The organism is Sphingobium sp. CECT 9361, assembly GCF_918741285.1.
GTDB lineage: Bacteria > Pseudomonadota > Alphaproteobacteria > Sphingomonadales > Sphingomonadaceae > Sphingobium.
Genome location: NZ_CAKKNC010000040.1, coordinates 1 through 18,980, shown reverse-complemented (window position 1 = coordinate 18,980; position 18,980 = coordinate 1). Strand labels below are relative to the sequence as shown.

At 58.9% G+C, this 18,980-nt stretch carries 17 protein-coding genes and 1 pseudogene; 8 read left to right on the top strand and 10 right to left on the bottom strand.

Annotated features, from left to right (window positions below; all coding sequences use genetic code 11):
• Positions 1-100 precede the first annotated feature (100 nt).
• Positions 101-952, bottom strand: a complete 852-nt coding sequence (locus LQ220_RS23585; protein ID WP_230190461.1) for a zincin-like metallopeptidase domain-containing protein — start codon at positions 950-952, stop codon at positions 101-103.
• Between the two features lie 97 nt (positions 953-1,049).
• The gene (locus tag LQ220_RS23580) at positions 1,050-3,158 is read right to left on the bottom strand and encodes a ParB/RepB/Spo0J family partition protein (protein ID WP_230190460.1); all 2,109 of its coding nucleotides are present in this window, start codon (positions 3,156-3,158) and stop codon (positions 1,050-1,052) included.
• A gap of 311 nt (positions 3,159-3,469) precedes the next feature.
• Here LQ220_RS23580 and LQ220_RS23575 point away from each other — a divergent pair, with 311 nt between their 5' ends.
• The 4 genes from LQ220_RS23575 (at position 3,470) to LQ220_RS23560 (ending at position 6,738) form a co-directional block, all read left to right on the top strand.
• The gene (locus LQ220_RS23575) at positions 3,470-4,090 is read left to right on the top strand and encodes a GntR family transcriptional regulator (protein WP_230190459.1); all 621 of its coding nucleotides are present in this window, start codon (positions 3,470-3,472) and stop codon (positions 4,088-4,090) included.
• A gap of 152 nt (positions 4,091-4,242) precedes the next feature.
• Entirely contained in the window at positions 4,243-4,377 is a 135-nt protein-coding gene (locus LQ220_RS23570; protein ID WP_230190458.1) for a benenodin family lasso peptide, read from the top strand.
• A gap of 84 nt (positions 4,378-4,461) precedes the next feature.
• Positions 4,462-5,058, top strand: coding sequence for a lasso peptide biosynthesis B2 protein (locus LQ220_RS23565; RefSeq protein WP_230190457.1), 597 nt, complete (start codon positions 4,462-4,464; stop codon positions 5,056-5,058).
• Positions 5,059-6,738: an asparagine synthase C-terminal domain-containing protein gene (locus tag LQ220_RS23560; protein WP_230190456.1), complete on the top strand. Its 1,680-nt coding sequence runs from the start codon at positions 5,059-5,061 to the stop codon at positions 6,736-6,738.
• 53 nt (positions 6,739-6,791) lie between these two features.
• Here the strand turns inward: LQ220_RS23560 and LQ220_RS23555 are convergent, their stop codons facing one another.
• The 6 genes and pseudogenes from LQ220_RS23555 to LQ220_RS23535 all read right to left on the bottom strand — a co-directional run bounded on the left by LQ220_RS23555 (position 6,792) and on the right by LQ220_RS23535 (position 13,909).
• The gene (locus LQ220_RS23555) at positions 6,792-8,915 is read right to left on the bottom strand and encodes a hypothetical protein (RefSeq protein WP_230190455.1); all 2,124 of its coding nucleotides are present in this window, start codon (positions 8,913-8,915) and stop codon (positions 6,792-6,794) included.
• A gap of 2 nt (positions 8,916-8,917) precedes the next feature.
• Positions 8,918-10,633 carry a TonB-dependent receptor gene (locus LQ220_RS23550; RefSeq protein ID WP_230190454.1) on the bottom strand — a complete coding sequence of 572 codons (1,716 nt, stop codon included), beginning with the start codon at positions 10,631-10,633 and terminating at the stop codon, positions 8,918-8,920.
• Positions 10,634-10,777: 144 nt separating this feature from the next.
• Positions 10,778-11,509 (bottom strand): annotated as a pseudogene (locus LQ220_RS25135) (TonB-dependent receptor); the annotation flags it as partial.
• Positions 11,510-11,606: 97 nt separating this feature from the next.
• On the bottom strand, positions 11,607-12,629 hold the full coding sequence (locus LQ220_RS23545; RefSeq protein ID WP_230190453.1) for a FecR domain-containing protein: 1,023 nt from the start codon (positions 12,627-12,629) through the stop codon (positions 11,607-11,609).
• On the bottom strand, positions 12,622-13,167 hold the full coding sequence (locus LQ220_RS23540; protein WP_230190452.1) for a sigma-70 family RNA polymerase sigma factor: 546 nt from the start codon (positions 13,165-13,167) through the stop codon (positions 12,622-12,624). Before LQ220_RS23540 ends, LQ220_RS23545 begins: the two co-directional genes overlap by 8 nt.
• Before the next feature lie 322 nt (positions 13,168-13,489).
• The gene (locus tag LQ220_RS23535) at positions 13,490-13,909 is read right to left on the bottom strand and encodes an HU family DNA-binding protein (protein ID WP_230190451.1); all 420 of its coding nucleotides are present in this window, start codon (positions 13,907-13,909) and stop codon (positions 13,490-13,492) included.
• A 371-nt stretch (positions 13,910-14,280) separates the two neighbouring features.
• Between LQ220_RS23535 and LQ220_RS23530 the strand changes: the two genes are divergently transcribed.
• Positions 14,281-14,661, top strand: coding sequence for a helix-turn-helix domain-containing protein (locus tag LQ220_RS23530; protein WP_230190450.1), 381 nt, complete (start codon positions 14,281-14,283; stop codon positions 14,659-14,661).
• Positions 14,661-15,893, top strand: a complete 1,233-nt coding sequence (locus LQ220_RS23525) for a HipA domain-containing protein (RefSeq protein WP_230190449.1) — start codon at positions 14,661-14,663, stop codon at positions 15,891-15,893. The genes LQ220_RS23530 and LQ220_RS23525 overlap by 1 nt, the downstream gene beginning before the upstream one ends.
• A 140-nt stretch (positions 15,894-16,033) precedes the next feature.
• Here LQ220_RS23525 and LQ220_RS23520 read toward each other — a convergent pair whose 3' ends face one another.
• Positions 16,034-16,975 carry a HEPN domain-containing protein gene (locus LQ220_RS23520; RefSeq protein ID WP_230190448.1) on the bottom strand — a complete coding sequence of 314 codons (942 nt, stop codon included), beginning with the start codon at positions 16,973-16,975 and terminating at the stop codon, positions 16,034-16,036.
• A gap of 67 nt (positions 16,976-17,042) precedes the next feature.
• Positions 17,043-17,540, bottom strand: coding sequence for a hypothetical protein (locus LQ220_RS23515; RefSeq protein ID WP_230190447.1), 498 nt, complete (start codon positions 17,538-17,540; stop codon positions 17,043-17,045).
• A 260-nt stretch (positions 17,541-17,800) separates the two neighbouring features.
• On the opposite strand from LQ220_RS23515, the gene LQ220_RS23510 reads away from it, so the two are divergent.
• Together LQ220_RS23510 and LQ220_RS23505 are read left to right on the top strand one after the other, a co-directional pair.
• Positions 17,801-18,373, top strand: coding sequence for a helix-turn-helix transcriptional regulator (locus tag LQ220_RS23510; protein WP_230190446.1), 573 nt, complete (start codon positions 17,801-17,803; stop codon positions 18,371-18,373).
• 35 nt (positions 18,374-18,408) lie between these two features.
• Positions 18,409-18,753, top strand: a complete 345-nt coding sequence (locus LQ220_RS23505; protein WP_230190445.1) for a hypothetical protein — start codon at positions 18,409-18,411, stop codon at positions 18,751-18,753.
• The last annotated feature ends 227 nt before the right edge of the window (positions 18,754-18,980 follow it).

Here is an 18,980-nt window from a genome sequence, read left to right as displayed (position 1 = left end):
AGTCAAACGACCGCAGAGGTTCGTCGAGAAATAATGCGGAGCAAAGCCCGTCAGATAACGTCGCAATTCTGCGCATTTCATACACTGAAACCGCGTTCCTTCACATTATCGACACCTCGCGATTACTGGAGTTATGGCGAGGTGAGCATAACTTGAGCCAGTGGCCGACATAGCTGGCATGACTGTCATGCAGCTCGTTCGGGAGACCGAGATGGGCGCAGACCAAACCGCTGCCGATCTCGGCAACCAGTTCCTCGAAACTATAGGCTTTGTCGCCGAACCGTTTCCCGAAAGTGCGCGCCAGGCGCTTGGTGCCGCCGGTCCAATGGGTGGTCTCGTGGGCCCGGACCGATGCGTAATGGTCCATCGTCCGAAAGGTCCGCTGATGCGGCATCTGGATGTAGTCGAGGGTAGGCGTGAAAAAGGCCTGATCCCCGCCATGCCGGACCTCGGCTGGGATTACCTCGAAGAAGGCATCGATCGCCGCCTGATGCTGCGAAGGATCAATCGGCGCCGGATCTTCGATCGCCGGATAGTAATGCGCTGGAAGGCCGTCGATCTGGTCGGCGTTGAAGACGATGTAGTGGCGCAGGAAGCGAATGCTTCGCTCCTTTTCGGCACCAGTGACAGGGTTCGCCTCGGTCTTTTTGAAGCTCGAATAATAGACCGACAGTGAGCCGACCTCACCGCGGCGGACATGGCCACCGAGCGCCTCGGCCTGGCGGTACGTCATCCAGTAGCGCGACCGGTACCCTTGCGCGTCGCCGATCGCCCAGAGGTAAAAAGTATTGATGCCAGTATAGGGCGTGCCGCAATGACGGAGCGGCCGACCACCGCTTCCCTGGACGCGCCAGGGACGACTCCAGGGCGGAACGCCCTCCTCAAGCTTCTTGATGATAAGGTTGGTGATCTCTGCCGCGACATCGCGGCTCGGTTTCGCTGTAGCGGACATGGCGATCAGCTCCGGAAAGCGGGCACAAGGGGCCAGCAGGAGGACGAGCGATGGGGCGGGAACCGCCGGCACGCCGCCGGCCCCGCCCGCTCAGCGATTAGGCAGCGGGTTCGAGCACCTCGTCGCCAGCCTGGGACGAGTCAGCGCCCGCGTCGGCAACATCGCCCGATCCGTCTTCGTCATGTTCTGCCTCGCCGGTCACGTCGGCCTTGATGACGACGTCCTCGGGCTGCCCGTCGAGGAACCGCATCGCGTTTGGTACCCAGGCGAGCGCCGCTTGCCTAACCTCTGCTTCGACGATTGTGTCCCCTGCGAAGAGCTTCTGGCAGCTCGCCGAGATCTCGGTCTTCTTGAGCGACGCGTGCCGGCCGCTGAGCGCGGGCCCACCCATTTCGTCGAGAAGGCTGAGGATACTTCCCTTGTTCACCCGGTCGAAGAAGTTCTCCGAAGTCGGGCGCCACCAGCTGGCGACATCGATTTCGAGGATCGATGCCAGTCGGTTGTGGAGAGGGATCTGCTCGTTGCTGATGCCCCGCTTCGCCTCGAGCGAGATCGCCACGATGTAGGCAAGCCAGTTCGCCTTGCTGTCATCGTCGAGCGCCCGGAAGCCCTCGAAGCGTTCGACCTCGTCTTCGTGCTCGGTCCAGCCCGCGTCGAGACCTTCATGAGCCTCCGCCAGATAGTCCCGCGCGCGCGACGTGGGCATGTCGCCGGTGTTCGGGTCCTGCGGCCCGCTCGCGCGGATCGTGGTTCCGTATTTCGTCGAGTTGTAGGTGTAGCGGCTCGACGTCTTGGTCCGGGCATCGACCATCACGAACAACGCATAGTCGAGCGCAAGTGCGGGCTGGGCGAGGAGGCAGGCCGCGAGAATGTCACGGCGTTGCATCGCCAGCTCGTCATAGAGGCGAGAGCTGAGCGGCTTGCCCCCCGGCGCCACGGCCTCGGGACGATGGGTCGGCTCGGACGGCTTGGGGTCGCCGATGCGGAAACCGCCTGACGACCGCTCGCCATCCTCGCCCTCGCCGCTCTCATCGTCAGCGGGCTCTTCGATGAGGATCTGCTGCTCGCTGTAATATTGGGTGTCGAGCGCCATCGCTCCGTGCGGCGTCAGGAGCAGGAACGCGCCGACATGCGCTTTCAGCTCGTCCGGGAGAACGGGCGCGCGGTTCTCGATCGCCTCGGCTTCCTGGATCAGGCGATCATCCTCTTGGTCGAGCAGCTTGAAATACTCTTCGGAGAGGGACTCGTCCTGCATCTCGGTTTCGAGCTCGGAACGCCGTTCGTCGATTGCGGTCAGGCGAAGAGCCTGCTCTTCGGTCAGATCGGGCTGGCGAAGGATGGCCCGAAAGAGACCGTGCGCCGCATTATGCGCGTAGTTGCTGGCGATCGGTCGGATCCATGCAAGACCAGTCTCCTCGCCGACGCGCTTGGCCTCGGCTTCCATGATCTCGCCGGCGAGCCGATGCGCGATCTCGGGATTGACCCACCGGTCGTTGCCGTCGGTGAACAGGTCGCCATCAATCTTGCCTCCCGCGTCAATATAGCGGGTCTCGCCGACCAGAATGGCGATCGGGTCATTCGCCTTCAGGGTTTCGTTGGCGATGACACGACGGATCGTGTCAGCGTTCACATAGTTGTTCTGGTAGTTTTTCCAGACCAGAAGCTGTTTCTCCTGGTTCTCGGTCGACGCATAAGCCTTGGCGACGTCGAGGGTGATTTCACCGGCGCTCAGGGCTTCGAAGATCGGCTCGGCAAGCGCGGCGAGACGCAGGCGTCCCTCGACGAAACGACGCGTGACGCCGAACCGCTTGGCGACGGCATCAATATCGCCGCTCGTTCCGATGAAGTGCTGGAACGCGCGGCATTCCTCGGCGGGCGTCATCTTGAGCTGCTGGAAGTTGGTCGCGGTCGAAGTCTCCGAAAGCGTCGCTTCGTCGGCTTGGAAGACCATTACGGGCACGTCATAGTCGGCGGCCGTGATCGTGCCGGCATCGGCGAGGCGCTGCAGGGCACGAAGGCGGCGACCACCGTCGAACACTTCGAAGGTGCCGCGAGGCTTTTTGGCCGGGGTGACAAGCAGGTTCTGGAGCACGCCGCGCGCTTCGATGTCGGCGGCCATCTGAGGGATTTGCAGCTTCTCTTCAGGGAGGCGACGGACGTTGATCGGCGAGAGCCGGAGCTTGCTGAGTTTGACGGTTTGAATCACTGCGGTAACTCCTTGTGACATCCGGCACATTCCGGACATCAACCCCGCTCCCCCTCACCTCTCTCCCCCGGGAAGCTTTTTGTCCCGCTTCTCTCGCGCGCGGAGTTGGACAGGTCGAAGAGGGTCCGTGGAATGGGGTCAAATTGAGACCTGTTTTCGTTGCGAGCGCTCGGTGCGCTACTACATTTCGCGCGGTGACGTTCTAATTGGACGACCGATCTCCGGCAGAAATGGCGGGAGGGCCGACGCGAATTGCAAGGCTTCGGCGACAAGAGGGTGCCACCTCAACCCTCTTATCAGGGACCGGGACGATGGCTGCCGACCATCACACGAGTGAGCGTGTCTATAGCGCGTTGAAGCGCGACATTCTGGATGGCCAGCTGCCACCTGGACGGTTGCAGATCACGATCCTTGAACAACGCTACGCTACCAGCGCAACGCCCGTACGCGAAGCCTTGCTGCGACTGGTTGGCGAAGGATTGGTCGCGATGCCTCCTGCGGGCGGATTTGCCACATGGTCCCTTGGTGTGGGGGAAATGGTCGATCTCTATGAATTATCGATGCGTCTCAGCTATTGCGCAACCGCCTGGGTAAAAGCCTCGCCAGAAGGAATTTACGAACCCGGGGGCGACCCGGACGATCTCATTTCCAGAACCGAGGCGCTCTTTTCCAACCTTGCGGGACGAACGCGCAACGCAGAGTTCGTAACCCTATTCGGATCGCTCAACGATAGATTGCGCCGTGTTCGAGGTGTCGAACCCTTGGTGCTGACCGAGCTCGAGCGTGAATATGCGTCGCTTATCGAGCTTATCCGGCACGATGATGCGAGATCGGTTCGACGGGCTATCCTGACCTATCATCGGCGCCGGATCAGGCGAGCTGTTGATCTGTTCAATCAGATCGCCATGGGAACATACCGATCGCGGGATTGAGCGATCATGTGCTGCATTTCTCCACGCATCATCAGCGCGATCAACGACCCAATATATATAGGTGCAATCCGGACCCATATATCTTTGGATATATGGAATGGGAGGCAGATGCTTCAAACGTCGCGGTTTTGCGACGTTTGAAGGAGCATGACATGGAACGGAACCACGAACTGGACGACGGCAGCGTCGTCGACCTCGGCATCGCCAGCGTCGAGACGCAGGGACAGGGCGGGCTGTCGTCCGACACCAACAATCAGCCGGCGCAGCTGGGCATCTCCGACGAGTGAATCAGGCCGGTGCGCGGCAATTGCCGCGCACCGTACGGAGACAATCTGATGCCCCTAACTCTATCTCCGGGCGTTTCATACTGCTTGGTCGCAGGTCGAACCATATTTCTGGATCTGGTCAACGACCGGTATCAAAGTGCCAGGCATGATCTGTTCGATACCGAAATCGCAGAGGTCGAACTGGACCAGCTGCGGCGCCGTGGCCTGATCATGGGTGAAGGTCGCTTTTCGGCACCACCGCCCCTTCCAGATACGCTAGAGCCCTTGGCTGACGACAAGGACGCTGTCACGCAGGCACGCGCAATGGACTGCGCGATGGCGATGCGCGCGCAATTACGCGCGACCTATCGCCTGCATCGCCGTGGGCTAAGCCGGTCGATAAATGTTCTTCTTTCCAACAAAATCGCCGATGGCGACCTGGCTGGCGAGCTAGAAGATGGACACCGCCAGACTGCAGCTGCTTTCGCCAAGATCAGTCCATTCTTCACGAACAGCCGCGCCTGCCTGACGCGGTCGCTTGCGCTGGTTGACAGGCTTACGGCTCGGCGTCTTGGTGCGGCGCTGATAATAGGGGTAAAGGCTGCCCCGTTTTCAGCCCATGCATGGGTCCAAGCGGGACATACCGTGCTCAACGACTCTTTCGATGTCGTGCGAGAATATTCGCCGATTGCGAAGTTCTAGATGAAATTCCTCATCGTCATTGGGAATATCGGCAGCGATACGACTTGCCCCCGTTTTGCGGAGACGCAGGTCGTCGATAACATGCATCTTTTGACTGATACGCCGGGATCCATACGTAAATATGATGACGCTTGGGTGATCGGCGAGCTTTACAACAGGGACGATGGAAGTCGGCTGGTTGCCACAAAAGGGACGCTGCACCGGCTGCTGACACAGCATTGGGGTGGCTATGTAGCGATAAAACCGCAACCAGACGGCGACCAGTATGAAGTTTTGATCGACCCTTCAGGGGGACTGCCATGTTATGTGGCCATGACTGCAAATGCGATCATATTAGGCTCTGAAGCGGCGGAAGTCCTTCGTGTGGCAGACCTTAAATTCCTCATCTCATGGGATACGGTATATTCCCAGCTGCTAAAGAGGGACAATCGCTCCGACAAAACCTGCCTGACCGGCCTCCAGGAGATTCCACCTGGCTGCATTGGGGAGTTCAAAAATCACTCTCTGACTCTCAGTCCCGGATGGCGGCCCGAACTCTTTGCCCGCCATGCCCGGAACCGTCTGCCAGGAGATGACAGCCGTCACCTGCGATCCGTCGTACAATCGAGCGTCTGTGCCATGGCACAGACAAAGGGAAAGATATTGATCCCGGTTTCCGGAGGTCTGGACTCTTCGGTCGTCGCACTCGCGCTGAGCACCGCAGGGGCGGATATAGCGCTATTCACAATGTATTCTGAGGATCGGAACGGGGACGAGCGCTATTATGCACGTGAACTCGCTACCCATCTTGGCAAGGAACTCATTGAGCGTCCATACCGCCTTGAGGACGTAGATATTGGCCAATCCTGCGTTGCCGCCCTTCCCCGCCCGATCGGCGTTCCGTTTCAGCAGCCAGTCGATCAGGCGACGGTCGAGATCGGCATGCAATCGCACGCATCAACCGTCGCGTGCGGCACTGGCGGAGACGCGATCTTCTATTCATCCTTTACCGCTGCCCCGGTCATCGACGCGCTGCGTTTGGGAGGCCCGCTCTCCGCCGCGGGTGCCCTACGCGATGTTTGCGCCCTTAATGGCTGCAGTATTTGGACCGCTTCGCGATTTGCAATCAAAATAGGTATTAGAGGTGGTTTCAATTTCCCTCGGTTTGTCGACAGGAGACTGCTCAATCGAGAAAGGTTTTCACATGTTGAGGTGCATTCTCATTACTGGACAGCGACCGTTCGAGACATCTTGCCAGGCAGACAACTGCACGTCGATATGATCGGCTCAATGCAGAATTTCATTGAGGGGCGTCGGGTCCTGCCGATGCAGGCCATCAGCCCGCTATTCTCTCAGCCTATCATGGAAACAGTGTTGAGTATTACGAGTCCTCAATGGATCCGATCGGGGGTTGACCGAGCCGTCGCGCGCGAAGCATTTGCCGATAGGTTGCCCTCCAAGCTTCTGCGCAGGAAAACGAAAGGCGGACCTGGCGGCTTCGCTGCGCAGCTTTATATGGCAAAGAGATTGGAGATCAGAAGCTTTCTCCTCGACGGCCTATTGGCGCGAGAGCGGCTTATCGACCGTGAGCAAATCGAGGTGGTGACAGCATTGGACGAGGGCGAACCCCCGGCCGACTATCTGCGCTTACTTATCTTGTCGGACGCGGAAGCCTGGGCGCGAAGTTGGGATCGCCTTTAAGCGAATGTCGCTTTCAATGGTGGTCCCTACGGCATTGCCCGGAGCGCCCGATTTCATGAGCCACCACGCTTAAGCGAATGCCATCGGACATATTGCGCCTTCTTATCCTCGGCGGGATCCGTCACGCCAAGGAGCCAGAATTTATACCAGTCGACTGCGCCTTGCTGTATCTCCATTCGCTCCAGAGGTAGGATTGGCCAATGGTTTGCCTCGGGCAACCAAACGAAGTCGATGGGCTTTCCCAAATGGCGGCCTGAAGCCCAGTCTTCCCATTGTTCCAATAATTTGGGCCCGAGCTTTACGAGACGGACAGGCGGCGCGATACGCTCGAAATTGAACATCGGCGAAGCTATGCGCCACGCATTTAGGCCATCGCCATAGGGTGCCGCTCCCATCTGGCGCTCGGCTACGCCTTTCACGGTGTCTGAGCTAAAGAGATAGTCGAGGAAGCCAGAGTTCATAGAGTCAACGAGCACGGCCGCGCCAAAACGGTGGCGGCCGAACGCCAATGCTGAACGGACGGCAAAGCCGGTCCGGCTCCAGGCCGTGATGCCAAGCCTGCTCTCATCGGCCCATCCCTCGCCTACCAGAGCATCGATCAGCGTGTCGAAGGCGTCGGCTCCCGCCGCGCCTTCGCGCGTCGTTGAGAGCTCGTTCTCCGAAGCGCCGATCTGGGCAACCAGAAAGCCCTCATCCGCCAGACTTTGCGCTGCAAAACCGGCGCTCGACGGACCATCGAACCAGAAGCGCTTGCTCGTCCAGCCATGCGTCTGAATGATCAACGGATAGCGGACACCCGATTTGAACCCTCGCGGCATATAGAGACCGCAAACCAGATCAACGCCCGCGCCGCTTTTCCAGCGATATTCTTGAACATGGTTCAACCGCGCGGGCGTCATCTCAGGATTGGGATTAAGAAGGAGGCGCTGTGCCCCTTGTCTCTCCTGCACCATCAACGGCGCCTGGTTCATGGATTGCAAGAGACGTATTTGCCAATCTGGTTCGGAGATGGGTTTGAGCATCCAGCTGGCTTGACTGCCTGATACGGAATAGCGCGGACCATCTTTGGCTGCGTCTACCAATTGAACATCTTCAAGCGCTGCGTCGGGATTGGCGATTTCAAAATTTCCGGTAAATTCGGAGACGCTTGCACCCGTTGCAACATCGACAATGACTACGCTTTCCTGGGGCGCTGTTCCATCTGCTTGCGATAGGAACACAGCTGTTAACAAGGCGCTTCGCTCGTCGCGAGACCAGGTAACTGTTCGGTTTCTCCAGTCAACGGGACCGTCATGAAGCCAGCGCAATGTGCCAGAAGCACGATCGTACAGTCGCAGGCCATAGAAAAAATCCCATCTTACGGGCATTGACGACGCCGACCATGACGCTGGAATGACCGATCTGGTCATCGCAACCGGAACAACGACATAACGGCCTGTTGGAGACACGGACATGCCTCCAGCAACCGGCCACTCGTCAGCAGGCAATTCAATGGAGGTCTTAATCCCATCGATCTCGAGCCGGGCAACATTTCCGCCACCTAGGCCCTGTGCCGTTGATGGCTGTGATCTGCCGGAGAGAAGCGTGTAAATATCCTCATCGGAGATGATCTTGCCCGCGAATACGCCCCGCTCTGTCGGTACTGGGACAATTGATCTCCGCTCGATATAAGCCAGCACCTTCCCGCTGGCGTCAGACGCAAAATCGATGAGATCTGCTTCAGTTCGCGTCACGATTGATCGCCCTCTGCCAGACAGGTCGATATCGATCAGCTGGGTCGTGCCCTTGTGGTCAGTAGCGAGCGTGTAAAGGTGCCTCGAATCTCGACTCCATCGGAGGGTCGATATGCCTCTCCTATTGCCTATCACCGGTGAAGATAGGGCCATCGCCACTGAAGGCGGGCCAAATTGGCCGTCCTGTTGTCGTTCAAACAGGAGCAACTGATGGTGAAGCGTGTTCAGGCTGACGTCCCCCCGGTAGGTCGCTACGACCGCGCGGCGACCGTCCGGAGACACTAGGGCTGGATGGTCTGACCCGGCATCAAATGGCGTGCCGACCACTGTCATTTCTATGCCTGCACGTACCGTGGCGAAGTGCTGGACGTCGGCATCGACATTGGGCGCCGTCCCAATAGCGATGCCGATGACGATCAGACGCTCGATTGAGAGCAATGGCACGCCTACCACTGCGTCGAAACTGACAAGCTTATAGTCCGGCCGATGGCCGAATAGTTGGTCGAATCATAGGGTGGCTGACGCGGATCGGTCTCTCGGATGATCGCGGGCTTTGCATTCAATAGGTTGTTGATCGCTAATCCAAAGGTCATCCCTCCAATCGCCGGAACATTGGAAGGTATCGCAAGACGGGCAACGCCATCAGCGGTCGTCATGCCCCTGACCTTAACAAATGGCGCAGCACTGTTGTCTGTCACCGATCCGACATAATTCACAAACAGGGAGGTGCTGAGCGAACCGTGGCTCCATGATCCGCCGCCCCGCGCTCGCCAATGAGGGGGATTGTAAAGCACCCCGGCCAGCTGCTTTTCGGTGGATCTCGCAAGCAGCTTCTGATTGCTGGACAGATATGCGGTCGATCCGGTGAGGAGAACGCGATCTCCGCTGGCGAGCGTCGTCAAGTAACGCAGCTGGATGTCGACACCGTGAATATCCTGGCGTGAGACGTTTAAATAGCGGCTGTCGATGAACGCGATGACTTTGGAGGGGTCGAATGGAAGACCAGATACATTGTTCAGTGGCGTGCGCGAGCCCGCCGCCAGGGAAGAGACCAGATCTGCTGCTGGATTGCTCGTAATGACGTCGGCATAGAGAGGGTTCGTCAGGACGTTGCTCAGCGCGATGCCTGGGGTGTTGATTCTATTTCGATATTGGACGTCAAAATAGTTGCCTTCAATCGAGAAGCCTGGAAGCCATCGAGGTCTGAACTCTGCGCCGACTGTCCAGCTTGTGGCCTTTTCAGATTTGAGGCTAGGGTTCCCTCCCGTCGCAAGGAGCACCGTCGAACCTGACGGTGCATTGGTCGTCCCGACCATCGAGGCAGAGAGCAAGGAGGCTCGATAGCCGGTGTAAAGCTGATAGAGCGTAGGCGTTTTGAAAGATTTTCCCCAGGTTCCCCGAAGCGTAAGATCGGTGATCGGCGCATAGATCAGTCCCAGTTTTGGGGTAGCGAGAGATCCTAGTGACCCATAATCCTCATACCGAACGGCTGCAGTCGCCTCCAGGCGTGACACGGCGGCAACGGCAAGCGCGGGCGCCACGATCGGGACGAATAGCTCGGCATAAGCGTATTTGCTCTGGAGGGACCGATTATAGTCGGCTGACAACAGCGAGGATGTCGGCGTCTCCTGTCGGCCATAGCCGTGCAGACCAACCCGCCGATACCCTCCACCCAATGCAATTCGGACATTGCCCGCAGGCAGCTTTATGAGCGAGCCTTCTGCATTCAGCTCTGCGAGCTTAGTCTCGTTCTTGTAATAGCCTGGCAATTGCAGGTAGGCGGCGCCGTTGGCGTACAGGAACGAATTAAAGTCCGACCGGTCTTTGCTATAAAGACCTTGTAGGGACACCCGCCAGTCCTTCGAAATGTTCAGATCGAACTTTGGAGCGACAGAGAAGCTTTCTGTATCTTGCTTCGATGAAGAACCGGCGAATTGATACGGGCGCGCGACAGTGTCAGCATAGCCCGATCTATTGGCTCGCCAGTTATAGGTCGCATCGACCATGAAATCGAGGTTAGACGACAGCGTTTGATGCCCTGTGAACAATGCGGAATGCTGCCGCTGGTAGGGCAAAAGCGTGGTAGTTGCATTGATTGCGCTGGTGATGTCTCGTTGGCCCGCCGAAATATCGGTATCCCGGACATAATTATAGGCTGCCATGAACCCACCGCTGCTCCAGCGCGCACCGCCCACAAGGCCATATTGTTGCTGGAAATAGCCCCCCTCTGTCGCCGCCCCCAAGCGGGCTTCGGCAGCCAGTCCTTTGAAGTCTGGTCGCAATATGACATTCGCCACGCCTGCCACGGCGTCGGACCCGTATATCGCAGACGCCCCATCGGTTATGACCTCGAGTCTCTCTACGGCCGCCAGAGGTATCGCTGAAATATCGACTGCCTGCGACGCGCCATCATAGGCGACCCGGTGGCCGTTCAGGAGTGTAAGGGTCGCGTCGGCGCCCAGCCCGCGAAGATTAATCGTTGAGGCAGCATTAAAATTCTGATTTTGAATACCCGGAGTTCCAGATACAACTCCAGGATTCTGTCCTCCGGTAAAGCTTTGGGGGATCGAGCGAACGACCTGACCTACGTCGGTTTGGCCCGCATTGACCATTTCCTGCCTTGATATCGAGATGACTGGCGACGCGATTTTCGCGCCTCTGATCCGCGAGCCTGTCACAACAATTCTGTCAGAGTTCTCGCTGGCCCCTCCTATCGAGGCAGGCGGGAGGGCCCCGACCAATGCCGCGTCAGGCGTGAATTGCACCTTGGTGCCAGTCCCCTCGAGCAAGAGGGTGATCGCGTCATCCGGGCTGAAGCGCCCTTGTAGCGCGGGTGCGGTCTTTCCGGAAACAGCTTCGGTCGTTATGATGATCTGCCGGCCGGAAATACGCCCAACTGCACGCAGCGAGGTCTCTAGATCCTGCACTGGCAGGTCATAACGCGCTGCAGCTGAGATCTGGGCACAGGCAACGTTGCTGAAGACAAAAGTGGTGGTCGCCGCGAGCGCTAGGCTCGCCACGCTTGCGCGGATGGTCATGGTTTACTGCCCCTGTTGTATCGCGCGGCCTTGATGACAACCGCGTTACAAAAGGATGAGTGTCACTCGATGCGAAGGGACACTAGGACAGCAAGTTTTATTGCGGACCGAGACGTATCTCGTTCCGATCCTTTGTCAGCTTCAGGTTGAGCAGCAACGATAACGCCCTCCCAAGCCTTTCTGGGTTGTCTACGTGAAAGACCCCGGAGACGGCCATAGACTCAAGTTTGGGATCGGTAAGAATAATCTTGGTCACCGAGTAGCGATTGGCAACATCGACCACCTCCCGCAAGGTGGCGGCGCTAAATTCGATAGCCCCTGAAGGCCAGTTGGACATGACTTCCTGCGTGCGCACAGCAGCTGCCAGGGAGCCGTTGACCTCATTGAAACTCAGTGCTTGTCCCGGTCTCAATGTTGCAGCAGGTACAGACCTTCGGGTCCGTTGCCAAGCGGGTAACCGCACATCGACAGCGCCGCGAAGAAGCTGGACGTGAACTGTGCGATCATCCCAAAGACTGACATCGAACACCGTCCCGCGAGCCACGACCTCTCCTTCGCCCGCATCGACGACAAAGGGCCGGCCTTCGTGCTCGACCTCGAAGCGCGCGCGGCCATGTTCCAGCCGAAGCTCGCGCTCGTCAGCGCGAAAATCGACCGAGAGCAGCGTGTCGGTGTCCAACGTGACATGGGATCCATCGGGCAGTCGGATTGTCCGAATTTCCCCAAGCCGGGTAACGAACTGGGCCTGGGCTGCTGTAGATGGGCGATCCCTCTCGGCCCGTTCGAAACTGCGGTCGAGCGGGACAGAGGCGGGAAATATCAGGCGCCAGCTCAGGAAGCCGATCAGCAGCACACTGCCCGCGACGGCAAATAGCGTACGTCTGATTGTCGCCCGTACCGGCGCTGGTGGCGGAAGGGCGTCCCAATCGACAGCTTTGCCTGCGACATAGAGGTTGGCTACACGATTATAGGCGGCGCGATGGACCGCGCCCATTGCAAGCCATCGCTCGAATTCCGCCCGATGTTGTTCAGCGTCCGGTGCGCGCATCTGGATGAACCAGTCGGTCGCCTCGCGCTTGAGCTGGCCTTTTTCGAACGGGTTCATGCTGTCGTCAGCCATCGGAATTTATCCTGTGATCGAGATATAGCAGCGCCTTCCTCATATGATATTTTACGCCGCGGACCGTCATGCCAAGCTGGTCTGCGATCGCTTGATAGGGCAACTCCTCCTGCCGGTGCAGTCGAAAGACCTCCCGGGTTCTGGATGGCAGTTCCGACAACGCCTGCTCGTAGCGCCGCTTAAGGTCGGTTGCCTCCATCATCCAGCTCTGGTCGGCTTCGACCGACACGCCCAGGGCCTCTTCCACCGGGACGAAAATGACGTGCCGCCGTATGGACTTCTTCCACCGGCCCCAAAGCAGGTTGCGCGCAATGGTCCGCAGATAGGCCTCGGGCTTACGCAGGGTCGCGGTTGCAGCGGTCGCGGCAAAGTTTGCGAAAGTCTCCTGGACAAGATCATGCACCTCATCATGATTATGGACCGATCGTCTGATGAAGCGGGCTAGCCGCGGTGCCTCGGACCGAAAAAGGCGGTCGATGACGCGCTCGCTCAGTGGCTGCTCTGGAAGACATGGCGGATCCTCGTCGGCCGGGCTCATGGCAACCAACATTCCGATAGCGGGCGATGACGGGTGGGATGGATTTGATCAGAATAGGGCATGGTGCTGGCCGGTCATCAGGGCACAGTCGATCCGACCTTGCCGGTCTCGCTGCGCTTGTGATGTTACGGCCGACCGCGATGGTCGATCGCTCTTCGATAGGTACGCCGCAAAAGAGCAGCGCACGGGCTGATCATGCTCGTCGGACATAATCGTTACAAGTAGAAATTATGGTCGCCGTGTCTCAATTCGCTTGGGAACGCGGTTCAAGCGGCGACCATGATCGGGAGTGACGCTCGCACATGTGCGAGCGTTGTAAGTCTCAGGCGTTCAACTTGTCTTTTATTGCCTTGGCAGGAGCGAAGGTCAGCTTGTTGGACGCCGCAATCTGGATGGTAGCGCCAGTCGATGGGTTGCGTCCCTCTCTCGCCGGGGAAGCCTTGACCTTGAATTTGCCAAAGCCGTTCAACGAGATCTCATCGCCTTTCGCGGCGGCATCGCCAATCGTGGCGAACACGGCATCTACAATTTTTCGGGCATCGGCCTTGGAGATATCATGGTCAGCGGCGATGGCTTCGGCGATTTCGGTGTTGTTCATGACACTGGCTTTCTTATGTTGAGACCGCGGTCGACATAGCCTGCCAGGCCGCTGCTGGCTACTTTGGCTTTGGGCTACCCGGAAGGAGTCCCCACATGAACGTGCAGTTCGAGGTCGGCGGCATTTTTGCCGTTCTTGGCGCACCTAGTACACGGAAGGCATCCGCAATCGTTTCCGCCTGCCCCCCCAGCTGGGATGTCCGACCATCTGATCATCGAAATGGCCTTGTCAACAGGTGCCCACGATCGCCGCGCGCTCACCACGACTGAAGCCGCGGCGCTGAGCGCTCATCTGGTCCTTTGCGGTCGAGAAGCCGCTCTGCAAGTAGATGCAATATGGATCGCAGATCGACTGCCCGCACAGACCATCAAGGGCTCGGCTCCGCGCCGAATCTGTGGGCAAGACCTGATTGGTCACACGCTCGACACGTTACATCGGTTTTGGTTTGAAATTGGGAATAACTTATCATATATGACGCACTAGCCCGTTTCAGCGGTCATATATGGATATTTGAGATGAGCTCGCCCAAATCGAAGTCCGCGCTCGCAAGGCTCGGCCAGGATATGCGTGCAGCGCGCCTGCGCCGTAATATCGCGCGCGCAGACCTTGCGGTGCGCGCGGGCACCTCAGCGAGCACGATCGTGAGGCTGGAAAGCGGCGATCCGGGCGTCGGCATCGGCACACTTGCCGACGTCCTCGTCGCGCTGGGCCTGATCGATCGTCTCGCCGATCTTGTCGATATCCGGCACGACGAGCTTGGCCTAGCGCTTGCCGCAGAGAATCTGCCGCAGCGTGGCCGCACCTTTGCCTCGACCCTGCGTCGCCAAAAGAAGAAGGGCGAGACGAAGTCCGCGGCCGGCGGGGCCAAGGTTAATCCTGACGGCGTAGCCTTCTGATGGCTGGCTGGTTCGCGCAGGTCGCGCTCGGCGAGAAGCTGACCCAGGTCGGGGAGCTGCGCTATACCCGCACGGGACCGCGCCAGTTCTCGGTCTTTTCCTATGATCCGGCCTGGGCGGCAAATGCAGCGGCTTTCGCGCTGCAGCCGGACCTCCCGCTCGACAGCGGCCCTTTCCATGCCTCGAGCCAGTCCGGCAATGTCCGCGACGCGCTTGCCGGCGTCTTTGCAGACGCCGCGCCCGACACATGGGGGCGAACGCTGCTCGAGCGGACCTATGGCGCGGGCCTTTCGGAATTTGAGTATCTTACGCTTTCCGACGACAGTTGCCGTCAGGGCGCGCTGCGCTTCGTCGATGATCAGGGCATGGTCATTCAGGGCGGCGCGCCCGACGCGGTCCCGCGCCTTGTCGAGCTCGAGGCGATTACGGGGATCGCCCGCGCTTATGAGCAGGGCAAGGAGATTTCCGCGGCCGATATGCAGGCCCTCGCGGGTGCCGGCGGCTCAGGCGGTGCCCGCCCGAAAGCCAATGTCATCGACGATGGCACGCTTTGGCTCGCCAAGTTCACCTCCGTGCACGACCAGCAGCCCGTCGAGCGGGTCGAAGTCGCAACGCTGCGCCTCGCCGCTTCCTGCGGCATCCGCGTGCCCGACGCCCGCCTCGAACTCGTCGATACGCCCTTTCCTGTCGCCCTCATCAAACGGTTCGATCGACAGGGCGCGGGCCGCATCCCTTATATCTCGGCGCGGACGGCCCTTGGCAAAACCGGTGTCGAACTTGGTTCCTATACCGAAATCGCCGACTTCATCCGGCAAGTCGGGCCCAATCCGGCCGAGGACTTCCTCGAAATCTACCGACGCCTCGTCTTCACCATCCTGGTCTCCAACAAAGACGATCATCTCAAGAATCACGGATTCCTCTACGTTGGCGCGGCCAAATGGCGCCTCTCCCCCATGTTCGACGTCAATCCCGCCCCTGATCGTAACCCGCATCTCGAGACAGCAATCCTCGAAGGCGGCGGTCACGAACGGTCCATCCTGCGGGCACTCGAAGCTGCGGACTTCTTCGAGATCACCGGCGCGGACGCGCGCGCACTCATCCGCGACATGGCGCAAAAGATCGCCGCCACGTGGCGCGACGCACTGCGCGCCACAGGGCTCACCGGCGCGCTCGCCAAGCATTACGAACCCGCCTTCGTTCATGAAGAGGCAGGGATAGCACTCACTCTTTAATTGCCATATTTGGCAAATAATTGGGTGCAGTTGATCATATCTGACATTTGACGTAACGACTTTGCCGTTGAGGGCAAAAAGGCGCCGAGGGATGGGGCAGGTGGGTGTCGGGAACGACGATGCCACCCCCTCCCCCTTTCCTAACCGTCGGGCGCTGATCGCGGGGGCTTGAGCGCTACCACCTTGAGCGCGGCAATCCGCTCCAGGCAGACATCCTGCACCACGCGGCTTAATTCCGCCACCTGCTCGCCCAGCCAAATGAGATCGTCGGCGCTGATCCGGTAATGTTTGGAATATCGCGCTTTTACATAAGCGTCCTTCAGCAAATTAAACCTTCGACGCATCATCCGAGTGTCGTCGGGCCAGACATGGACAAGCCGCTGATCGATCCGCTTCGCTTGCTTGCTCAAGAACGCTAGATTGTGGCTATGTGGGGTGTAGAGCGTGCAGGTGAGCAGCAAAGCATGGTACAATCGTTCTGCGGACTGATGTAACTGGAATGCTGAAAATTTGTACCGCTTCCGCTGAAGGCCAAATTCGAAGGCGTCAAAAAACTCACCGGCGCTGGGATACCAATCTTCAAAATATTCCTCCGTCAAGGCCAATGCGTCGGCAGCACTTTTCGGTCTCGGAGTTGCAAGTTCGCTTTCATCCGACTGATAGAGTGCAATTGCGTCCTCGACGATGTCGATGAAGAAATAGCGGCCTTCGGACAAATTGTTGTTCACCTCCTGCAGGCTGTGAACAATCAGCCCGACAGGATGGCGAACGCGTTGTAGGATCGCAAAATCGCGCGACAGCCGGTCTTCCAGGTTGAGCCAGTGCATCGGATCAGCCAGTTCGTCCTGGTTGACGATCACGAGGATATCATAGTCGGACCGATACCCTTTTTTGGTCGTGGGCTCGTAAATCCATTTCCCGCTGGCGAAAGAGCCGTAGAGAATGATCTTGAGGATACGGCCCATCTTGCGATCGCCGGTGGCAAGCTTGTGCTCATCCTCGAACTCCTCGAAAATCGCGCGAACGATGGCGTCGAGTTCGCGCTGGTTCCGGGCTGGTAAATGGGAAAAATCGGTCCTCATAGGCCGCTTACCTGCATAAGGCGGTGGGTTTGCGCAATGCTCTTTGAGAGGCGTCGCCCTTTATGCCTCACTCGCCGGTGAGCGCGAGGTCGAGCAAAAGGAGCGCCGTTGCCAGTTCGCGGCGCACAGCATCCGTGCCGATACCCAACCGCAAGGCGATAGCGGGAAAGTCCAGATCGTCGCGTTGGTGCAGAAGATAGACTTCGCGGGCCATTACCGGAACGGCGCCGAGCGCTGCCATGAGTCGCTGCGGTTCGATGGGATCGGAAGTGATCAATCCGCGCCCGGCCAGCAGCCAGCCGCTGAGCCACAGACCATCCCGGTCGGAGCGCAACTGGGCCTCATCGTCGATCCAGACCCGATAATCGCCTTTCCAGCGACGCCTTGCATCCATGACTAGGTCGGACGATGCCCATGCATCGCTGTCACCGTCCACTCGATTGCGAAGCACGGCAATGAGCCTTTTGCGGCGGGCCGCGCGACCAGGCGGCGGCCATAGCTTTCCCTCATCAATGAGCTGTTCGAGGAGCGTCTGCAACAAGGCGTGCGATGGGGACGCGTTCATGGAGGACATCCTTTGGAAAGAGGTTGGGTAGGAAGAACTGAGGCTCTGAAAAGCTCTTCCTTCTCCCCTCTCGACCCCTCTCCTCTCTGGTGCCCTCCAAGCAATCGCCCGCATAACGTTCGCCCAACGCGCAAACGCTGCAGTGCAGCACAAAATGCATGCCGTGGCATTACCCTAGGGTAAGAAAGCCGTTATATCCTTGGTCTACATGCGCACTGGCCTTGAGGTCGGCTCGCAAAACGGGCTCCCGGGACTTTTCTATGGACGATGACCGCATATCCAAACTGACAGAAGCGCAGCGTGACTGCCTTCGGCTGGTGCGCGCCCATTATCAGATCAAGGAAATTGCAGCCGCATTGAAGATTGCGCCTTCGACCGTCAACGCGCGACTGGAACGGGCCCGCCGAACGCTCGGCGCGCACAATAGCAACGAAGCCGCGCGGATGCTCGCACAGCACGAGGAGAGGCTGGGCCTATGGATTCCGCCTACTGGTAGCTCAACTCCAATTCCCCAGGCCGCCGCGTTTCGACAAGACAGAGCCACAGCCGGATCCATGGGCCAAGGCGACGCAGTGCTTGCCGATAGCGGCACCACAGTAGCGCGGCCGATCCCGGTCTCACGAACGGACAAGCAAGAGACCGCTTGGCCCTTTCCCAGCGCAGGGAGGCAAGAGAATGAGCTGAGTTCTTTGCAGCGGATCATATGGGTCTTTCCCATCGCCGCCTTGTCCTTGGGCGTATTGCTCCTGCTCATAGTCCTGAGCCTTGGCTTTCAGGAGGTCCTGGGCGGGCTGGAGCACAAGATCGCCGCCATCCTTCATCTATCCTCGTAAACAGGAGGCCCGGCTGGTCTCCTTAGGAGACACTCATGTTGAACGCTCACGCCCTCCATTCCGCCGCGCGCCAAGTCGCAGGGCAAATCGGTCCCATCGAAGAGGCTCTGGACCAGAGTTTCGCAAGAACCGCCAATCTGCTCGGCTTCTTGCCCGAAGCGCGTGCAAACGCCAACCTTCCTCTGGTCACCGGCCATGATGCCATGATGCGGCTGCTCGCCTCCCTCAACGCGATCGCACTGGCGCGCGGGGAGATGATTGCAGCGCATGCAGCCTTTGCAGATACCGGCCGGGATCTGCGCTTGCCCGAAACGGGCTTTGGGAGCCTGGTGCCGTGTCCGCAAAAGGCACTGCACGCCGTTGAGGACATCGCTGCATAGGATGTTCATGTGGCAGGGCTTGACCAGATCGTTCGGTCTGTCGATTCATGGGAGAGATGGTGGTGCAATTCCTCTTCTTTATCCTGATGGTCGTCTCGCTCGTACGCCTCCGATAGCAGCCGCATTGTCGAGGTGATGTATCCAGCTCATTGCGCGGGCATGGATGACATAAGCATTGATGTGTTTGCAGGCGCTCGTCGCCTGGACGTGGTGGAGACCGGCCGACG